Source organism: Geobacillus sp. Y412MC52, assembly GCF_000174795.2.
Classification (GTDB): domain Bacteria; phylum Bacillota; class Bacilli; order Bacillales; family Anoxybacillaceae; genus Geobacillus; species Geobacillus thermoleovorans.
In genome coordinates, this window is the sequence record NC_014915.1 from 3166505 (window position 1) to 3186196 (window position 19692).

Genomic DNA, 19692 nt, shown 5'->3' on the forward strand with positions numbered 1-19692 from the left:
CGGATCATCAACACTCGTGACCGGTTGCACGCGCTTGTTTTATGTCGCTTTTTGCATTTCTTCGTCCTGCGTCTCTTCAGCCAGCAACCCGTATTTGACGAGCGTGCGGCGGATTTGCCGCTGATGCTCTTCGCTTGGCAAATCGAGCGGCAACCGGAGCTTCGGGGTGATTTTCCCCATCATCCCGAGCGCCGCTTTCACCGGACCTGGATTCGTTTCAATGAACAGCACATCATTGAGCTCCATCAGTTCAAAATGAAGATCTTGCGCACGCTTGATGTCGCCTTCAAACCAAGCGTCGTGCAGCTCGGCCACTTTATGCGGCACGACGTTCGCCGTCGCGCTGATCGATCCGGCGCCGCCGATCGCCAGCATCGGATAGCACAAAAGCTCGATGCCGGAAAAGAGAAGAAAATCGCGCCCGCAGTGCCAAAGCACTCGGTTCACATGTTCAAAATCTTTGTTTGACTCCTTCACGCCGATAATGTTCGGACAATCTTCGGCCAGCCGCGCCAACGTTTTGACTTCCAAGTTGACCGCCGTCCGCCCCGGAATGTTGTAGACGATGATCGGAATGTCGACCGCCTCGGCCACTGCCTTAAAATGTTTATACAGCGCCTGCTGGGACGGACGGTTGTAATACGGGACGATGACCATTGCGGCATCAGCCCCAATCTCTTGCGCAAATTTGGTCAGCTCGATCGTTTCCGCATGGTTGGTCGAGCCCGTCCCCGGCACGAACGGCACCCGACCCGCCACCGCTTTTTTCGCCGTTTCCATCACCTGTTTTCGCTCTTCAAGCGTCAGCGAGCTCGGCTCTCCCGACGTTCCCGTGACGGAAATGCCGTGCGTGCCGCTTTCAATATGCCAATCGATGAGCGCGGCGAGCGCCGCAAAATCAACGTTTCCTTCCTCATCAAACGGCGTGACGACCGGCGCGATCGAGCCGCGCAGCCGTTCTTTCGCCTCGCGGTATGCCATCCCCTTGCCCCCTATTGACTTTATTTTTCTGAATCTTATTTATATTGTACACATTATCATATATGAAATCAACGATAAAATCATATATAATCTCGATCCCGAAAACCGCGAGCAGAAGGGCGGCGGTCTTCTTCTAAATCAGGAAGGTCGGTTTCCGCTTCGCCAATGTCGGTTCGTTCGGCTCGATCGGCTGGCCGCTGTGAACGTCAAGAACGACGGACGCCTCTTCAAACCAGCTGTCCGGCGCCGCATGCCCCCAGAACGTTTGCCGGCGCGGATCGTCCAAATCCCAGCGGATCGGCGGAAAATCGGGGTCACTTGTCAAATAATCGCCGTTATACAGCTCAATTCGGTGGCCATCCGGGTCGCGCAAATAGACAAAGAAGGCGTTCGACAATCCGTGGCGGCCCGGCCCGCGTTCAATGTTCGGCGCATATCCGGCCGCCGCCAGCACATCGCACGCATGGATCAGGCTGAGCGGGTCCGGCAGCCAAAACCCGATATGGTGAAGGCGCGGCCCTTTTCCGTTCATCAGCGCCAAATCGTGGACATTTTGCTTCCGGTGCAGCCATGCCGCCCAAAGTTTCCCATCCTCTGTTTCCGTATACTCTGAGCAGGCAAAGCCCAAACCATGGACATAAAAGTCGTACGCGTTCTTTACATCTCTAACCGCGCAGTTGAAATGATCGATGCGCTGCACGCGGGCGCCGCGGTGCAAGTCATACCGCTGCAAAAGCCGCTCTGTTTTCTCCATCTGGGCAAAAAACTCAAGCGGCAGCCCGGACGGATCTTGAACGCGAAATGCCCGACCGATGGCGTTTTGGCTTCCCGCTTCCAGCCATTTCGGCTGCAGCGTTTGCGCCGCAAACCATTCATAAAGCGCTTCCAATTCCTGCTCGGAACCGACTTTGTAGCCAAGCGCCTCGACCGCGGGGCGGGGCCCCTTTTTCAATAGAAGACTATGATGATGATATTCTTCAAGTCCACGCAAATACAGATGGCTCTCATCCGCTTCCGTCACGACAAACCCAAGCACCCGTTCGTAAAAATCGCGAGCGGCGGCCAAATCGGTCACATGCAGCACCGCGCGGGCGCAGCGAATAATGGAAAATGTCATCACTCTCTTCCCCCTTTCGCAATATTCCTCCATCTAGAGTCAGGTAGCCGACAGAAAGAATCTTTCTTTTCTGCTGGCGAACATGGAACAAAGCCCTTCCTTGTTGCTGGCCAACTCCCTTCGCTTCAAACATCTCACAGCATGCCCGGATCAGCCAGCTTGCGTGCCGCTATGCCCGCCTTTTTTCGATCGGCGGCAACCTTGGGAAACGCCGCAGCGGGCGATCCTCCGCCGCTCCTCAACCGTTCCAACGCCCGCCCGTGTTTGCGAGCGTCCAAATGAACGGTCAATGCTTGTTGTCAGAAGGAATGAACACGCTTTTGGCGCCGCGCAGAAATTCGCGCACGAACTGTTTATACGGCTCTTTTTCGTAGCCGTCAAAATACGCCATCCCCATCCGAACGGGATCGCCGAAAAAGTAATATTCGTAATGCGTCTGTCGGGCTCCGAACGCGCTCATCGTGAGATCCCAGGCGAGCCGGAACAGCTGGACGCGTTCATAGCCGTCCACCGTCGCCCCTTGCATCGCTCGGCTTACAATCTCGCCAATTTCTTCATTGTGGAAATCGGCTTCAGTCGGAATCGCCATCAACCCCGATGCTCCTAAAATGCGGATGATCTCCGAAAGCCGTGGATAAATGCGCGGATACCAGTTGCGCGCGGCATCGAGCGCGGCAAAATCCGGCGTCATCGTTCCCCAGCGGTCTCTCTTCGCATTGTGCTCAGCCCGGTACAGGTGGCTCTTCATCGTCTCGAGGACGAGCATGATTTCCGCCCCTTTATCTTTCACATGCTGGAACTCGCCGATGCCGATTGCTTCGATCAGACAAAGCGTGACGCCGAGCAAAAACTCCGTTTTGACGATGTTTTTCGCCACCACTTGATGGGACATATGAATGACCGCGTTCGTCTCACGGAACGCCCGGTTGCAAATCGACGAATTGCCGCAAACAAACACGCGCTCCCACGGCACAAACACGTTTTCAAACGAAACGATGGCATCCCCCTCTTCAAAGCGGGACGCCAGCGGATGGTCCCACGAACTCCGCCCGTAGTCAAACGCCTCGCGGCAAATGAACTTCACGCCCGGCGTATTGTTCGGAATGGCAAAGGCGAGCGCGTACGGGTCTTCACCAGCTGTCGATTTTTTCACGGTTGATGGAAACACTAAAATTTCGTCCGTAATCCCGCCTTGCGTCGCCAACAGACGGATGCCGCTGACGATGATCCCGTCTTTTCGCCGTTCCACCAAATGGAGCGGCACATCGGCATCGTTTTGTTCATGAAGCGCCTTGGCGCGATTCATTTGCGGATGGATGAGCGTGTGCGTCAAGCTGATGTCGTTTTCACGCGCGTACTCATAGTAGTTTTTCGCGTTTTCGGCAAACATCGGGTCATCTTCCGCAAATAGATCATTGGCGACGCCCATGGCCATGACTTCCGCGTTTAAATAATCGGGAGAACGGCCCATCATCCCCGCGGACATACGCGCCCATTCTTGCGTCGCCTCGCGGCGGGCGATGAGCTCGTCAATGGTTGTCGGCTGAATGAACGTCATGCCGACGAGCTGCCCGGTTGTCGGCGACCGGTACAACATTTTCTCCGGCTTTTCATATTGCCGGTCGTAAAGCGCCGCCATCGAACGGACGACGTTGCGGAACGCCGGATGAACAGTGACATCCTCCACTTTTTCCCCGTGGATGTACACGCTGCTTTTCGCCCGCTTGAGCCGCTCCATATACTCCTGACCTGTTTTGGCCGGCATTTTCATTCCCCCCGTTTTCACGTATAATAGATAAGGAAGCGCTATCATTCAGAATGTTCAAAATTAATATAACATATGATTTCATATATGAAAAATACAAAAATGATCAACCATCCTATACGAAAAAGATATGGAAGCAAGAGAGGAGGCACGGCCATGATCGATGTGAAGCAGCTGAAATACTTCGTCACGATTGCCGAAGAGGGGCAAATCACGAAAGCGGCGCAAAAGCTTCATATCGCCCAGCCGCCGCTCAGCCAGCAGCTGAAGCAGCTCGAAGAAGAGCTCGGCGTTCCTTTATTTGACCGGAAGGCGAAAAAAATGGAGCTCACCGCACCAGGCAAAGCGTTTTACGAAAAGGCGAAACGGCTGCTCGCCCAGCTTGATGACGCCGTAGCGGAAGTAAAAGAAATCGAAGAGGGAACGGCGGGAACGCTGTCGATCGGCTGCGTCAAATCGTGCTTTTACTATTTGGCCCAAGCAATCCGTCACTTCCATGAACAAGCTCCGAACGTGACCTTTCATCTCCGTGAAGGAGATACATTTTCCATTTGTCAGCTGCTTTACGAGCGGCACATTGACATCGGCATCGTCCGCCTGCCGATCGACTCGGCTGATTACGACGTCATCCGTCTGCCCGGCGAACGTTATGTCGGCGTGTTGCCGGCGCAATGGAAAACCGGCCAACCCTCATTATGCATGCGCGATTTTGCGGATTGGCCGCTTCTCCTTCTCCACCGGGTGCACGGCGCCGGACAGTACGAGCGGGTCATCGAGGAATGCCGCCGCCATGGCTTTGAACCGAACGTTCTATGCGAATGCCCGGACGCGACCATATTGCTCTCCCTTGTCGCCCAAGGCCTTGGGGCCACCATTGTGCCGCAATCCACCGTAGCCTTGTTTCGCCTCCCTGGCATCAAGGTGCTGGAGATCATCGACTCTTCGATGACAGCGGAAGCCGCCGCCATCCTCGACCGACAACGGTATTTGCCGAAAAGCGCCCGAACATTCCTCGACGTGCTCCAAACCGTTGCCGCCCGCGCCGCCGGCGGACAACATGAAGAAAGATAGCGATTCCTCCAATCGTGGACGCTCAAGTGAAGGGAAAAAACAACATTGGCGTCATCTCTTCGTTGCGCCGCACTTTTTGTTCAACGACCGGCTTTCCAAAAAAAATCAGGCGCCGTTGGGCGCCTCATCACAACCCTGCCGACCGCTGCAGCCGCTTGGCGATTTCGAAAAAATCTTCGGCCGAAATCCCGGGGGCGAATTCTTCCGGCACTTCGTCCAAATCGGGGATCGCCCCCCCTTGGGGCGCTCCTTCGACCACCTCGAGCGGCTGTCCATCGCTTGGATGGGTTCCTTGCCAAATGCGGACGATTTCTTTGTAATAGCGATCGCTGAACGTATAAAGCCGGCGGTGGACGCCTTGATCCTCATACTTTCTCGCCTCGTCGAACACACGGTTATCCAACTTCGGGATCGGCAGCAGTTTCGTCACATCGACCCCCGTAGCCACTTCGATCGCTTTGGCGTACGCCAAAATATGAACGCCCCCGCGCACAAGCAAGTAGCCGATCATCTCACGGGCGGTAGGATGGTCCGTCATTTCATAGACGCGCATTTTATGCGTGCGCGCTCCGCATTCAAGGAAAAAGTTGTGAAGCAAATCCAAAATCAAGTTGCCGCTGTTGAACACGTACTCCCCCGTCCACGCCTTCCCCATCGAATCGCCGGGAAACGCCGTCTGCGCCGTCGCGATAAAATGATACGTATTGCGCTTGTCTTTCGCATCCTTCATCGGCGCTGTATCCGGATCACCCGGATGGGTGGAGCCGGTCAAGCAAAGGTTGATCGCATTGGACACGAGCTCCACATGGCCAAACTCTTCGGCGGTGATGCTCGCCACCAACTCGTAAAACGGGCGCAGCTTCTTTTTTTGCCGAAAATTGAATGACTGAAACAAATAATTGTTTAACGTCGACATTTCTCCGAAACGGCCGCCAAGCAGCTCCTGGACAGCGGCAGCCGCATTGGGGTCCGCGTACTTCGGCTTCGGCAATTCGATCGCCAGCCGGTCGATCCGCTGAAATACCACGACTCTTTTCCTCCTCTCCATTAATTGCTGAGGCGAACAGACACCACTTGCGCCAAGCGGATGTAATAAACCGCCTGATGCGCCGAGATGACGATATGGTCCGGCTTCACATCCCTCACAGTTCCTTGGATCGAACCGCGGACTGTTTCCACCACCACTTCTTTGCCGTTCAAAGCTTGGAAAGCGTGGTACACATACGGGTCAACCAGGGCAATGAGCTGCGGTGACGAAGCATGGGACGCGTAGGGCTGGTTCATTCTCATTTCCTCCCTTTTGATGCGCTGAAGAAGATTCCCTTTTTATCCATATGCCGCCCCATGCAGAACATGACAAAAAAACCCAACGTCGAGAAAAGAAAGCGGCCTGATGCTCAAGGACATTCAAGCCGCTTCCAAAGATGTTTACGCCGCTAGAAAGCGGCGAATGCTCGGAATCTTTTGCACAACAAAACGATCCAACAGCCAAATCGCGGCGAGCGACAAAGCAAATAGAGGCATCACGACCGCCGCGGCGATCATGCCGCCCCACACCGTTTTCGCCGCTTGAGGGTCTTTCACCCGCGCCGGAGCGCCGAAACCGTCTTTCGGCTTGCGCTTGCGCCACATGACAAAGCCGCTGACGCACAAAAACACAAGCCCGAGGCAAAAAACGAGATTGACGAGCTGATTGGCCAGCCCAAACAACCGCCCTTCATGGAACGCGATGCCAATCGTAATCGCTTTGGCCAATGCGCCGTAGTCGGAAAAGCGGACATCGCTCAGAACCCGTCCCGAATATTGGTCAATATGCAAGGTGGCGTTATCCCACGGCTTCGTCTTCGATGTCGCAACGGTAAACACCCCTTTTTCCCCTTGCGGCAGCGAAATGGTGAACGGCTTTTTCACCTTTTTCGCCTCCGCGATCGCATACACCTCATCGAGCGAAAGCGGGGCCGCCTTGCGCTTGCGAACAGAAGGCACAGGCAGTTGTTCGGCCGCCCATGGCACGTCTTGCGCCACTTCTTTGGTGACCACTTTCGATTCCGGCTTCGGTCCGAAGCTGAACGCAAACGGCGGATACCCGGTGTTTGTCGCCGTCGCCACCCGGTTGATGACCTCCCCCATGACCCCTGTCCACGGCATCCCTGTCACAATGAGCAGCAAAATACCGATGCTCAACCATATGCCTGTCACTGCATGCCAATCGCGCCAAGCCAACCGTTTTTTCGCCCGCCAGCGCGGCCAAAACGTCCCGAGAACAGAGAATGATTGCCGCGGCCACCAAAGATAGAGGCCCGTGGCCAACAAAATAAAGCCCCAACAAGCCGCCAGCTCTACAAAACGGTTGGCCGCCGTTCCGCCAATCAATAGCTCGCTGTGGATTTTTTTCGCGATTTCCGTCCAATTCTCATCCGCGCGCAATGTCCCTTGAATCTCCCCGGTATACGGATTGACAAAGGCAAACACCATTTCTCCTTTGTCCATCATCCCGATTTTCACAGTCCGATTCGCTTCTTTCTCAAGCGTCACAGAGACAACGGAATCATGCGGATATTTCTCCTTGACCCGTTCCGTCAGCTCAACGAGAGACAGCCTTTTTTCCCCAACCTTGTCCACCTCGTACAAATGGCCGTACAGAGCCGATTCGATCTGCGGCTTAAACAAATAGACGGCCCCGCTCAACGCCAAAATGATCAGAAACGGCGCAAAGATGATCCCGGCGTAGAAATGCCACCTCCAGACTGCCGCATACATCGGCCGCTGTTTTTCCGCCGCCTTCACCGTTTGTTCCACAGTTTTCCCCCCTGCCATGTTTTCATGTTTTTCAGTAGGCAGTATAGAACAAAACTGTGTCCAAACGGTGAGCAATCGGCGAAAATGGTGTGAAATGAAACGGCCGGACAGACCGGTCCGCCTCGTCATCCAATCAACCCAAGACGCAGCGCTTTCGCCACCGCTTCCGTCCGATTTTTCGCGTTGAGTTTCCTTAAGGCGCTGGAAATGTAGTCGCGCACCGTAAATTCGCTCAAATAAAGCTGACAGGCCGCTTCCAATGTCGAGGCTCCGTCGGCGAGCAGCTTCAAAATCTCGATTTCTCTTGGCGACAAGGATTCCGCCATCCCTTCCCATTCTTTTTTTGGCGCCTTGATCCATTTCAACAGCAACTCCCCCGCGCTTTGGCCAAATTTCATCAGCGCGGGAAACAGGCGGCGGTCAACCGCAAAGAAGCGGCCCGGTCCGCGGTCGAGAACGACGCCTCCAATCATCCTCCCTTCCGTCGGCACATACACCGGAACGATCACCAGCGAGGCCAAACCGAACGGGTCCACATACAGGCGCGGAAACTGTTCGCTCGCCCTCGGCACATAAATCGGACGAAAATGGCGAAATTCATGCACTTCCGCTTTCAATTTCCCCACACTTTCTTTCAACATCGGAATGCTGTCCAATTCCACGCGCAAGCGCTGAATTTGCCCGTTGTCCACGCCATGCCCGTGCAGACCGATGGCTGTGCTCTCCTGATTGACAAATTGAAACAGCGCGCAACGGCTGAAAGGAAGAAAATAGGAAAAACCAAAACAAATATGCGCCGCCGATTCCTCAAACGTCTGCGCCCGCAAAATCCATTCGTTGAACAAAATGACGGCGTCTTTCCACAAGGATTCTTTTTTCCACGAGGAATCGCCGCCGATTTTGAATGATTGCTCATTCACTTCATACAACAACCATTCATTCCATTTGAAAAACAAATACCGCACGGCTGGGTGCAGCGCAGCGGCTGCTGATGCATGCGCCTTCAACACTTGATGAACCGTATTTTCCATTAAATTCAGGGAAAATATGATCATCTCCGGATGAAACGACGTGATGCGCTCAAGGTGCCCATTCGCTGGATGTTCGCCCCCGTACGGGAGCAATCTTGCCTGAACGAATGCGCACAGCGTGGAAAACACCTCTTGAACCCGCGCATTCCGCTTGCCAAGCGCTTCGCCGATCCGCTTCCATTCCCGGTTCAATTCCGCCGCATACCTATGCAAGATGTCGGCCGCTTCATGAAGCAAACGAAGCAAATGATCATTTAATTCCTTCGACATCCCCATCCTCCCCCCGCATCCCCTCTAGTTATCGACTACTTTGATCATCTACTTTCTTAATTCGATCGGCCAATTCCTTCTTTTGCCCGTCACGGTTGTCCAAGAGCACTTAAAAAATCCGACAAACATAGGGATTTAATGGAACATATAATTGTCATAAAATTTAAACAGATTTACTAAAGCGCTTACAGCGCTTATCATTCAAAAAAAGGGGGAGGAGAAACGCCATGGAAATGGCAACAAAACCGGTCATCATTGGGGGGCGTACAGCGAAAAAGCCGCTGATCGCCGCACTGTTGGGAGGGTTCCTGCTTCTCGGAGCCTTGCTGTCGATCTTCGGGCTGACAGGCGTCGCCTATGCCGTACCAATCAGCGGGGTCGGCGAATTTACCGTTCAATTTGACAAACTGAATGGCAGCGGGTTTAAAATGTACGGCGGCGTGGCGGAAGCAGGCAATGCGCCGCAGACGCCGGTCTTCGTCAATGAAATGGATAAAGCGACGATTCAAGGTCTTCGGATTTCGAAAGACTTCCCGGCCTTGGGCATTCGCGTCGTCATTGTCGCGAGCGAGCCTGTCTCCATTGACGGCCTCGTGCAAAAAGCGACGCAAATCAACGGCAACATCTCCTTCGGCAGCTTGACGATGAAAGAAAGCTATGTCGGCGATACCAGCAACCCAGTCGAGAAAGCGGCCAAAGAATTCACACAAGGAGCCGACAGCATTACGATCGAAAACGGTGATATCAAAACCGTCTACTTATTCCAACAAAAAGTGTCGCTGCCGGGCATGAAAGTGTACTTTGAAAAACTCAACTAATTTCAGTAAGGATGAGAAACATTGGGCATCATTCGTTCTAGCTGGCAGGCGTTCGGTCGCTGGCGGAAACGCCGCCCGTTTTGGGGGGCGACGTTTCTCTTGTTATCAAGCCTTGTGATTTTATGGGTTCCGATGCAGCTATACGAAATTTCTCTCGTTCCCGGAAGCATGGTGTTCGCCGGCTTTTTCCTTGGCGGCATGGTCATGTTGATGGGGATTCTTTCCTACGCCATGCCGCGGCTATCCACCTTGCTCGGCATCATCGGTATGTTCAGTGCCATTCTGTCGATCATGGGCGCCTTGGGCGGCTTCTTAGTCGGCACGATTCTCGGCATCATCGGCGGGGCGCTTTGCATCGCCTGGCGCCCGCAATGGGCCGATCCTGCCGCCCCGCTGGCCCATCATGAAGCCGCTGCGGACAAAGAAGCAACCACCGCCACCTCATGAAAAACCATAAAGCAAAACCGAACGCGGATCGACCGTCCCGTTCGGTTTTGTTTTGTCATCGCCGCCAATAAAGGCACATATAGATGAATGAGATCATCCACTTTCCAGAACAGAAGGAGGACCGCCATGAAACACCTTTCTCCCGAGCGACTGCACGTCACCCAGACCGCTGGAATCACCCAGCTGTCACCAGTGAACGGCCGTCTGTACACCTTAACCCACTCGGACACGACTGGCGCCTTATTCCTCACCGTCTCCCGCGCATTTGTCACTGATCAGCTCACTTCTCAACGCGATGAAGTGCTCGGTGAATGGAAACAAGCCGGGCAACAGCTAGTATTGTTTCTCTATGTATTCATTGGCAACCGGCAAATGGGCCGGCAAGAAAATGCGCGCCGGGCGAACGTATTCAAGAAAGAATTGCCGTTGGCGCTCGAAGCCATTCGCTATGGCGACCGCGCTTTTTTTCACACGTACCCGTTTTGTGATTGGTGCCCGATTTTCATTCATTTCACTTCGGAATACCCGGAGCTCAACCGGACGGAATACTACGGCACCCCGTATTTGTACCGCTGACAACCACTTCGGTGATGGGGCTATGCATCGCCGCGTTTTTGGGCAGCCGACAAATCTCTTTCTGTTTCTCAAAACTGTATAAAAATATCGGGCCAACGGTATGCGCGCATTGTAAGAATTACCCTTAAGCATTGCGCTCAAAGTGAGTGCCACTCTACATTCCCCGCCTCAATCATGATGATGTTCACCCCGTCGGTTACTATTTTAACTTTTTCAAGCGATTGAGTGGCGGAAATAAGCACTACTTCCAATATTTCATCAGCATCAAAGTCTTTAACGCAATCTGTTTCAAAATATGTTACATCTTCAAAAACAACGAATCCTTTAATCATTTCAGGATCTTTCGTTTCGTCATAATCGAATTGTTGCCATTTGCACAATTCCGTTTTAAGAGATACTCTTTTGGTGGTCGAATCATATTCCACCTTCGTAATTAAACTCCCGTGCAAATGATATCTTTTAAGAAAATCAGATATTCTCATCATTTCTTCCCCTTGTTCATCACAATATGCGAAGCTTTGCCGCCGGTTTACCATTGACGTCCAAATCCATCATCTTGTGGATGCCTTGACTACCAAGGGATGTTCGGGAACGTTGACCGATGTCCATCACTGGAGCGTTCATCCCAACCATCGTTACGATGCCCAGCGCTGGACGATCGAATGCGTTTTCCGGCAGTCCAAAGACCAACTGAAGCTCGATGGGTACCGCGTTCGCCACGTTCGGGCGGTGAAACGGGATGGGGGCGTGGTGCTCTTGGCCTGCGTATCCAGCATCGCGGAATCCCAACAAACCCTTTCCGCTGGACTGGAGTTGCTTCGGTCTCGGAAAGGACAGGGCATCGTCGAGTTCATCGATGACGCCGCGAAGCAAGAGATTCCCATTGATGTGATCAAAAAACAGCTCCATGTTGTCTAAGGGGGACCTTGTTTGTCTCTTAGAGAATGGAAATTATTGTAATAAAAAAATATTCATCTACGGTTACATACATTACATACACAATGATTGAATATTGGGTTTTGGTGATTTCAAACAAATCAGCGAATCATTTGAGCAACAAGCTTGTCACTTCCTTGTTTTGGATGTTGAGTATGTAGTTATTTCATGATGGCCGAAAAACAGAGGTGACAAGCTTTTCCCAGCCGTTAAAACTCAGGGAAAAATCGTGAGGGATAAACTTTTGGCAATAGCAAACGAATGAGAGTGGGGCGTGTTTTTATAGTCACTGTAGATGAGCAAATTCACTAACATAAATTTACAGCCAAACAAAAAAAGGCGACATGGACTCGATTCCTTGGTTAGAATAGACAAGTGCAACTCTTGGCGGCGCTAGAGCTGAGGCCGCCTCCGAAGATTCTAGGCATCCATCCTCGCGCCTAGATACACGCTGGAAGGATGCCCAAATGCCTCTTGTCCCTTTGGCATCAAGGGATGAGAGGCATTTTGTTTACTTAGTCACTGTCGAACTCGGTATACAATGCAAGGTAAAAACACGGTGCAAAATCCGCGCAAAATTCTTGCAAATTCGATGGGCTTCTTTCGGATTCTTGAAAAAGCAAAAACGACCGCAAACGCGGTCGCATCAAAGGTTTCACAATTTCGCATCCGAACCGTTCGGATGTTGGAAATGGAGACGGTGGGAGTCGAACCCACGTCCAGAGGCATCGCCACTTAAGCATCTACGAGCGTAGTCGGTATATTTCGCTTCGCCGTCCGTTCCGCCTACCGACAGGCCTCCCGGCGGCTAGCCTGGTTCATCTCTTCCCTCATCCTCAGGCGGCGGATTTGGGCGTAGCCCGCTTCATATGAGCCCCTCGAACGCCACGCGGGCGATGGCGGGAGGAGCTAGCTGCAGCAATTAGGCAGCTAAAGCGTAGTTTTGTTTGCCAGTTATCTTTAGGTGACGTTTTTACGAGGACGTCCCCCTCGGCTCGCCGCTTAAGCTCGACCTACCCCTGTCGAATCCGGATCGTCCCCGCGGTGGCGAAGAAAGACCGGAACAGCTTAAGCCATGGATAACTGGCCGTTGCATGATTTATTATACCATGGCGGTGCGCATTTGCAATGGGAATGTTTTCAATCTCGCCAAAAAACAGGCTCGTCTTCGCATGTCGTGCGGAGCCGTTTCAGAAGACGGCTTCTTGGCACTTGCCAAGAAAAATCAGCCCATCCCATTTTCCGTACATGGCGGTGCAAGAAATTGCCCCGCTTGCTGCGATGAACCAAACAGCCCGCCCTCGGCAAATGCCCCCCTCGGCCGCTTGCTTCCCTACAGTTTTTGCCGCTCGCGAAACGCCCGTTCGATTTCGCGCTGCGCTTCTCTCCGCTTCATGTCTTCCCGTTTGTCGTATTTTTTCTTCCCTTTGGCCACCCCGAGCTCCACTTTGGCAAAGCCGTTCTTGATATACAATTTGAGCGGCACGAGCGTATACCCTTGCTCTTTCGTGTAGCCGATCAGCTTGTTGATTTCGCGGCGGTGCAAAAGGAGCTTTCTTGTCCGCAGCGGATCATGGTTGTAGCGGTTGCCTTGTTCGTACGGGCTGATATGCATGTTATGGAGAAACACTTCCCCTTTTTCCACTTTGGCGAACGAATCTTTCAAATTCACCCGGCCGTTGCGGATCGATTTGATTTCCGTCCCTTGCAGCACAAGGCCGGCTTCATACGTCTCTTCGATGAAATAGTCGTGGTGCGCTTTTTTGTTTTGGGCGATCACTTTTCCTTCGCCTTTCGGCATCCGTTTTCCCCCTCCTCATCGTAGCGTTTCTTATTTTACCAAAAACGAAAAAGAAGGAAAAGCCGCCCGTTCGGCTTTTCCTCACCGTTTTTTCTTTTTCTTCTTTTTCGGCTTCGCGCTGCGGTTTGAGCCGCTTTGCGCTTTCGGCTCCGCCTTCGCTTTTCCTTTCTTTTGCTTTTTCCCTTCAATGACGACCGGAGCGGCTTTCGCTTTCGGCGGACGGCGTCCCTTCATGCCGACGACTTCAAAATCGACGATCCGTTCGTCTTTGTTCACGTTGATGACGCGGACGGTGATTTCATCGCCGATGCGGTACATTTTCCCGGTCCGTTCGCCGATCAACGCGTAGTGGCGTTCGTCGTAGCGGTAATAGTCGTCCGTTAAGTAGCTGACGTGCACCAAGCCTTCGATCGTGTTCGGCAGCTCAACGAACAAGCCGAAGTTCGTCACCGAGCTGATAATGCCATCAAACTCCATCCCGATTTTGTCTTCCATAAACTCGGTTTTCTTCAGATCGTCCGTCTCCCGCTCCGCCTCAACGGCGCGCCGCTCCATATCGGAAGCGTGTTCCGCAATTTCAGGCAGCTTTTCCGCCCATTTTTGCTGGGTGTCAAGATCCATCTGGCCGTTAATGAGATACGTCCGGATCAACCGATGGACGATCAAATCCGGGTAGCGGCGGATCGGTGACGTAAAATGGGTGTAAAACTCGGTCGACAGGCCGTAATGGCCGAGGCTCTCGGCGTCATAGCGCGCCTGTTTCATCGACCGAAGCATGACGGTCGAGATCACCATTTCTTCCGGCTCGCCGCGCACCGCTTCGAGAATTTGCTGGAGGGCGCGCGGATGGATTTGGTTGCCCGTTCCTTTCACGACATAGCCGAAGTTCGTGATGAACTCTAAAAAGCGCTGCAGTTTTTCCGGCTTCGGATCCTCGTGAACACGGTAAATAAATGGCACGTTCAACCAATGGAAATGCTCAGCCACCGTTTCGTTCGCCGCCAGCATAAACTCTTCAATCAACCGCTCAGCGACCGACCGCTCGCGCAAGACGACATCGTACGGCTTGCCGTTTTCATCGACAAGCACCTTCGCCTCCTTAAAATCGAAATCAATCGCCCCGCGCTTCATCCGCTTCGCCCGCAAAATGTCAGCAAGCTCAGCCATCAGCTCAAACATCGGCACAAGCGGCCCATATTTTTCCCGCAAGGCTTCGTCTTTGTCAACGAGAATTTTATTGACATCGGAATACGTCATCCGTTCCGCCGTGCGGATGACGCTTGGGAAAATTTCATGGCGGACGACTTCTCCTTGCGGGGTGATTTCCATTTCGCACGAGAGCGTCAGCCGATCGACTTTCGGGTTGAGCGAGCAAATGCCGTTCGACAGCCGATGCGGGATCATCGGGATGACGCGGTCAACCAAATAAACGCTCGTGCCGCGTTCATACGCCTCGCGGTCAATAGGCGAGCCTTCCTCAACATAGTAGCTGACATCGGCGATATGAACGCCGAGCTTATAGTTGCCGTTTTCAAGCTTCGTCACGGTCACCGCGTCATCCAAATCCTTCGCATCTTCCCCGTCGATCGTGACGATCATCTCGCCGCGCAAATCGCGGCGCCCTTCCAAGTCTTTCTCCGTAATGACGTCCGGCACCCGGTTGGCGTGCTCGATCACGTCTTCTGGAAATTGAAGCGGAAGGCCGTATTTATAGATGATCGCCAAAATGTCGACGCCCGGGTCGTTTTTATGGCCGAGAATTTGCACGACTTCCCCTTCAGCGCTCATTCGTCCTTCCGGGTACGAGGTGAGCCGGACGACGACTTTATGCCCTTCGACCGCGCCGTTCGCCGCGTTTTTCGGGATGAAAATGTCATTGACGATCCGTTTGTCATCCGGGATGACAAAGCCGAAATATTTGCTTTCCGTGTACGTGCCGACGACCTCTTTCACCCCGCGCTCCAAAATGCGGACGATCGTTCCTTCGCGGCGCGCCCCAGATGAATCGGCTTGGACGCGCACAAGCACCGTGTCGCCATGCATCGCGTTTTTCAATTCGGACGGCGGGATGAAAATATCATCCAGTCCCGGCTCCTCCGGTGTGACAAACGCGAATCCTTTCGGGTGGCCGGTCACTTTGCCGCGCACGAGATTCATCCGCTCAGGCACGCCGTAGCGGTTGCTGCGCGTACGGACGACAAGACCTTCCTCTTCCATGGCGACAAGCGTTTTGACAAACGTTTTAAACTCCTCAGCATCCGCAATCCCAAACGCTTCCTCCAGTTCCTCAACGGTCAGCGGTTTGTACGCCTCATCGCGCATAAATGTTAAAATGCGTTCGGCCAACATATGATCCATTGGCCATCCCCTCCTTTCTCCATTACCAATCTAACGATTCAAGAAATGCATAAATATCTTCATGCAGCTGATCTTTTTCTTGATCAAGCGTAATCACATGGCCTGATTGCTCATACCATTTGATTTGTTTGACCGGCGATTCAATTTCGTTATAAATGATGTTCGCGCTGTCTGGATTGATCATCTCATCATGGCGCGCTTGGACGACGAACGTCGGTGCATAAACCAAATCAAGGTGGGCGCGCACATCGGCAATGAGTTCTTGCAAGGCTTTCAACGTCTTCATCGGCGTTTGTTTGAACCGTTCCATTTCCTGTTCGATTTGTTCCTCTGATTTCCCTTCCCGCTTTTTATACTCGCGCGCATACTCGAGCACACCTTCGTACATCGTTTCTTCGCTTTTGATGTACATCGGCGCGCACATCGTCACAATGCCTTCTATAGGTACAGTGTAGCCTAATTTGAGAGAAAATACGCCTCCAAGAGACAATCCAGCCACGGCAATTTTTTCGTAGCCTTTGTTTTTCAAAAACTGATAGCCGTTCATGACGTCTTGCCACCAATCATCCGGTCCGGTGTGGACGAGCTCTTCCGGCGGCACGCCATGCCCTTTGTAAATCGGAGCGTGGCACGTATACCCTTTCGATTCCAAGAATCGCCCAAGCATCCGAACGTCGGCGGAATTGCCGGTAAACCCATGCAAAAGCAACACCGCCCGCTCCCCGGCTTCAAAGAAAAACGGCTTCGGCGGAACAATTTTCATCATAGGTTCTCCTTCCTCTCTAGTGTGAAATAGAAAGGGCAGCCCTTCATTCTATGGACCGCCCCATGTTTGACTTATGATGGCTGTACGTACGTAACCAAGATCGTCAATACGAAAAACAAGACGGCCAACACGACCGTGACGCGCTGAAACACCGCATCGAGCCCACGGGCTTTCTGCTTCCCGAACAATTGCTCGGCGCCGCCGGTGATCGCCCCCGACAGCCCGGCGCTGCGGCCCGACTGCAGCAAGACAACTGCGATCAGCGCGATCGACACAATGACAAGCAGCGTCACAAGCAAGGCATGCATGCCTGACACCTCCAACGACCGACGTTGCAATAATTTCACTATACCATAGATCGCCGTTGGCGGCAACTGGCGGGCCTGTCTCAACACAACGAAAGGAACAGATTCTCTTTTTTGTGAAACATTAGATTGGAAAGCCCCTCATCTAAAAGTTTTAAAAAAATACAAGCCAGAAGATGCTCAAATGGAGGAAATCGATGAAATCATTGACGAATGCCTGGCAAAAATCGCAACGTATCTGACCTGATCTGATCGGCCTGGAGGCAGCGAAAGAATGGAACGATGTTGAAGGAAAGACTACATTTCCTGTCTTTTCTAGAGGGCTAAATCGAAGGGATGGGGCCAAAAAATTCCCTGCCCCTCCCCTTTGGCATAGATGGGGGAGCGTTTCATCCTCCATCCGCTTGACGCTCCATGAATCGGGTGCGGTATGATCATTGTCGTCCGCCGCCGAAATACGTTACAATAGAAAGCAAATCGGCAACGACTGGAGGGACTTCAATGGCAAGACCGGACGAACGAGTCGTCATCGCGATTGACGGCTATCAATTCAAACGGGCGCGGGAGGCGAAGAAAGGGAAAATTTTCGTCACCTCGCCGATCGGGGCGAACTTTACGTTTGACGTCAACGTCATGCGCAAGCTCATCGAGGCCATCGACCGCGACCCGGCGCTGGCGGAACAGTTCGGGCTTCCTTCTCAGGGGGCAAACGAATAACAAAGGAACGGCGGTTGGCCGTTCCTTTGTTGGTTTAGCGGAGAGAGGCCGAAGCTCCATTTTTTCACAGATGGCGGTGCTCCCTCACGAATCAAATCTTCTAGCGTCCTTGCCATGCCGCCCGCTCGCGGCCAAACGGATCATCTTCGACATGGCTGGCGGCTGAAAAGACAAAGGCCGCCTTGCGCTCGCTCGTATACGCCGGCCACGCTTCCGGCAAGTGATCGCCGTTCGGGTTGCCGGTGCGGGCAAACGCCAGCCAGGCGTAATGCATTTGATCAGCGATCGCCTCGCGCTCCGGCCGGTTGCCGACGAAATTCGCGACGCCCGGCTGATGGAGATTGTGAAACACAAACGGCAGCTCGAGCGCGTGGCATGCTTTCAGCTGCCCGCCGAACACCGGCGTTTCATAGTCAAACCGGTACATGTACACATCCGCTCCGTGGGCCGCTTGGGCGTCCGCTGTCCGCAGCATCCCCTCGACAAACACGCGGTACGTCATGATGCGAAGCCACTTTTGCCAGGCGGGCGCCGACGGCTCCGCCGTTTCTGCATAATAGCGAATCGCCGCCTCCGGCACGGGCCCGACTTCACGGTTGATCCGGTCAAGCAGTTCGTGTTCGCCAAGCTTCATCCATGACGGATCCGTCAAGGTAAACAGGTTGTACTCGTCTTTCGTCACGCCGATGAGAATCGGAATGCCGCTGGCCGCCCCGTCGTGGAGCGCCTCGATCGGATGGCGCCGCAATACGCGGCCATCCACCACCGGACCGTACATGATTCCCGGACCGATCGACAGCGCCGCCCGCAGCAGCTCCTCGGCGGGAATCGACAAGAGCCGGCCGCGGTCGCCCGGACGGATGCCGGCACGCTCGAGAATGCGCTCGGTCATCGCCATGGCGGTCTTGGGCGAACGGAGGAGAAGCGATCCCGAACCGCTTTGCAAAATGGCGCGCCGAAACAGCCCCCTCGCCTCCGGAAGCGACAACAGCACGCCGACGCTCGCCGCTCCGGCCGATTCGCCGAAAATCGTCACATTGTCCGGATCGCCGCCAAACGCCTCAATGTTCTCCTTCACCCAGCGCAATGCCGCCACTTGGTCCAAAATGCCGAGATTCCCGGCTTGAGCGTACTCTTCGCCAAACAAATCCCCCAGATGCAAAAAGCCAAACACGTTCATTCGGTAGTTGATCGTCACGACAACGACATCGCCGTGTTTCGCCAACGCCGTCCCATCATACCACGGCGAAGAACCCGAACCGAACAAAAAGGCGCCGCCATGAATCCAAAACAACACCGGGCGCTTCTTCCCATCCGCCGCGGGCGACCAAATGTTCAGGTACAGCCCGTCTTCGCTCGGCGCCTCGATCATCCGCCCGAGCAATCCGCTGAAAATCGGATCCGACGGCTGCATGACAACCGGTCCAAACGATGTCGCCTCACGCACCCCATCCCACGCATCGGGCGGCTCCGGCGGCAAAAACCGACGCTCCCCGACCGGCGCTTTCGCGTACGGAATTCCTTTCCAAACGAAAACGTCTTCCTTCGTTCCACCGCGCAGCCGTCCATACCGTGTTTCGACAACGGTTGGTTCCATTCCCTTTCCTCCTGAATATTCAAATGATTCAAAAAATATTATAAACCAACAGCCAGTCTGCGTCCATCGTTTTGCGACCGCACGCGAGGTTCTCATACCGCGTCCAAAAGAGAGGTGCCCCGCCCATGCACAAAAGTAAAGATAGACGCGGCCGAAACAGTCAGCGCCATGAAAAAGATGATTCTAGGCGCGATCACCTTAAGCGGCGTTGTTCGGTCGCCCGACAGTCGATCAAATACTCGGTAAAAGCTGCAAATGGTAAAGCTTCAAATTGCATCTATATAGTTGAGCAAATTCACTAATAAACTGTAGGTTGGTCTCTTTGTTAACGGAAAAT

The 19692-nt window shown here is 53.5% G+C and carries 18 protein-coding genes, 1 other RNA gene and 1 pseudogene; 6 read left to right on the forward strand and 14 right to left on the reverse strand.

Annotated elements, in window-relative coordinates; genetic code table 11:
- Positions 1 to 39 precede the first annotated feature (39 nt).
- The 3 genes from hpaI to hpaB all read right to left on the reverse strand — a co-directional run bounded on the left by hpaI (position 40) and on the right by hpaB (position 3863).
- Complete coding sequence (gene hpaI / locus GYMC52_RS15710; RefSeq protein WP_013144277.1) at positions 40 to 981, reverse strand: 2,4-dihydroxyhept-2-ene-1,7-dioic acid aldolase; 942 nt, start codon at positions 979 to 981, stop codon at positions 40 to 42.
- Between the two features lie 133 nt (positions 982 to 1114).
- Entirely contained in the window at positions 1115 to 2098 is a 984-nt protein-coding gene (gene hpaD / locus GYMC52_RS15715) for a 3,4-dihydroxyphenylacetate 2,3-dioxygenase (RefSeq protein ID WP_013524571.1), read from the reverse strand.
- Positions 2099 to 2384: 286 nt separating this feature from the next.
- Positions 2385 to 3863: a 4-hydroxyphenylacetate 3-monooxygenase, oxygenase component gene (hpaB, locus tag GYMC52_RS15720; protein WP_013524572.1), complete on the reverse strand. Its 1479-nt coding sequence runs from the start codon at positions 3861 to 3863 to the stop codon at positions 2385 to 2387.
- Between the two features lie 156 nt (positions 3864 to 4019).
- On the opposite strand from hpaB, the gene GYMC52_RS15725 reads away from it, so the two are divergent.
- Positions 4020 to 4934: a LysR family transcriptional regulator gene (locus GYMC52_RS15725; protein WP_013524573.1), complete on the forward strand. Its 915-nt coding sequence runs from the start codon at positions 4020 to 4022 to the stop codon at positions 4932 to 4934.
- 127 nt (positions 4935 to 5061) lie between these two features.
- Here GYMC52_RS15725 and GYMC52_RS15730 read toward each other — a convergent pair whose 3' ends face one another.
- The 4 genes from GYMC52_RS15730 to GYMC52_RS15745 form a co-directional block, all read right to left on the reverse strand.
- On the reverse strand, positions 5062 to 5961 hold the full coding sequence (locus GYMC52_RS15730) for a manganese catalase family protein (RefSeq protein WP_011232506.1): 900 nt from the start codon (positions 5959 to 5961) through the stop codon (positions 5062 to 5064).
- A gap of 20 nt (positions 5962 to 5981) precedes the next feature.
- Complete coding sequence (locus tag GYMC52_RS15735; RefSeq protein ID WP_013144273.1) at positions 5982 to 6218, reverse strand: YuzF family protein; 237 nt, start codon at positions 6216 to 6218, stop codon at positions 5982 to 5984.
- A 144-nt stretch (positions 6219 to 6362) separates the two neighbouring features.
- Positions 6363 to 7733, reverse strand: a complete 1371-nt coding sequence (locus GYMC52_RS15740; RefSeq protein WP_013524574.1) for a PepSY-associated TM helix domain-containing protein — start codon at positions 7731 to 7733, stop codon at positions 6363 to 6365.
- Positions 7734 to 7858: 125 nt separating this feature from the next.
- Positions 7859 to 9034: a helix-turn-helix domain-containing protein gene (locus GYMC52_RS15745; RefSeq protein WP_013524575.1), complete on the reverse strand. Its 1176-nt coding sequence runs from the start codon at positions 9032 to 9034 to the stop codon at positions 7859 to 7861.
- A gap of 227 nt (positions 9035 to 9261) precedes the next feature.
- Here GYMC52_RS15745 and GYMC52_RS15750 point away from each other — a divergent pair, with 227 nt between their 5' ends.
- The 3 genes from GYMC52_RS15750 to GYMC52_RS15760 all read left to right on the forward strand — a co-directional run bounded on the left by GYMC52_RS15750 (position 9262) and on the right by GYMC52_RS15760 (position 10875).
- Positions 9262 to 9852: a DUF6230 family protein gene (locus GYMC52_RS15750; RefSeq protein WP_011232510.1), complete on the forward strand. Its 591-nt coding sequence runs from the start codon at positions 9262 to 9264 to the stop codon at positions 9850 to 9852.
- Between the two features lie 21 nt (positions 9853 to 9873).
- Positions 9874 to 10299: a DUF6114 domain-containing protein gene (locus tag GYMC52_RS15755; RefSeq protein ID WP_013524576.1), complete on the forward strand. Its 426-nt coding sequence runs from the start codon at positions 9874 to 9876 to the stop codon at positions 10297 to 10299.
- Between the two features lie 126 nt (positions 10300 to 10425).
- Positions 10426 to 10875 carry a staygreen family protein gene (locus GYMC52_RS15760; protein WP_013524577.1) on the forward strand — a complete coding sequence of 150 codons (450 nt, stop codon included), beginning with the start codon at positions 10426 to 10428 and terminating at the stop codon, positions 10873 to 10875.
- Positions 10876 to 11012: 137 nt separating this feature from the next.
- Here the strand turns inward: GYMC52_RS15760 and GYMC52_RS20070 are convergent, their stop codons facing one another.
- Complete coding sequence (locus GYMC52_RS20070) at positions 11013 to 11357, reverse strand: hypothetical protein (protein ID WP_230982714.1); 345 nt, start codon at positions 11355 to 11357, stop codon at positions 11013 to 11015.
- 151 nt (positions 11358 to 11508) lie between these two features.
- Between GYMC52_RS20070 and GYMC52_RS15770 the strand changes: the two are divergent.
- A pseudogene (locus GYMC52_RS15770) lies at positions 11509 to 11793 on the forward strand (IS701 family transposase); the annotation flags it as partial.
- Between the two features lie 707 nt (positions 11794 to 12500).
- On the opposite strand, the gene ssrA reads toward GYMC52_RS15770, so the two are convergent.
- The 5 genes from ssrA to secG all read right to left on the reverse strand — a co-directional run bounded on the left by ssrA (position 12501) and on the right by secG (position 17044).
- Positions 12501 to 12852: a transfer-messenger RNA gene (ssrA, locus tag GYMC52_RS18240) on the reverse strand.
- A gap of 292 nt (positions 12853 to 13144) precedes the next feature.
- Positions 13145 to 13612, reverse strand: coding sequence for an SsrA-binding protein SmpB (gene smpB / locus GYMC52_RS15780; RefSeq protein ID WP_011232513.1), 468 nt, complete (start codon positions 13610 to 13612; stop codon positions 13145 to 13147).
- Positions 13613 to 13693: 81 nt separating this feature from the next.
- The gene (rnr, locus tag GYMC52_RS15785) at positions 13694 to 15970 is read right to left on the reverse strand and encodes a ribonuclease R (protein WP_013524580.1); all 2277 of its coding nucleotides are present in this window, start codon (positions 15968 to 15970) and stop codon (positions 13694 to 13696) included.
- 22 nt (positions 15971 to 15992) lie between these two features.
- Positions 15993 to 16733 (reverse strand): carboxylesterase, encoded by a 741-nt coding sequence (gene estA, locus GYMC52_RS15790; RefSeq protein WP_033004594.1) that lies wholly within the window; start codon positions 16731 to 16733, stop codon positions 15993 to 15995.
- Positions 16734 to 16807: 74 nt separating this feature from the next.
- Positions 16808 to 17044: a preprotein translocase subunit SecG gene (gene secG / locus GYMC52_RS15795; RefSeq protein WP_013144265.1), complete on the reverse strand. Its 237-nt coding sequence runs from the start codon at positions 17042 to 17044 to the stop codon at positions 16808 to 16810.
- A 498-nt stretch (positions 17045 to 17542) separates the two neighbouring features.
- Here secG and GYMC52_RS15800 point away from each other — a divergent pair, with 498 nt between their 5' ends.
- The gene (locus GYMC52_RS15800) at positions 17543 to 17758 is read left to right on the forward strand and encodes a hypothetical protein (RefSeq protein ID WP_013144264.1); all 216 of its coding nucleotides are present in this window, start codon (positions 17543 to 17545) and stop codon (positions 17756 to 17758) included.
- A gap of 100 nt (positions 17759 to 17858) precedes the next feature.
- Here the strand turns inward: GYMC52_RS15800 and GYMC52_RS15805 are convergent, their stop codons facing one another.
- Entirely contained in the window at positions 17859 to 19355 is a 1497-nt protein-coding gene (locus GYMC52_RS15805) for a carboxylesterase/lipase family protein (RefSeq protein ID WP_013524582.1), read from the reverse strand.
- Positions 19356 to 19692 lie beyond the last annotated feature (337 nt).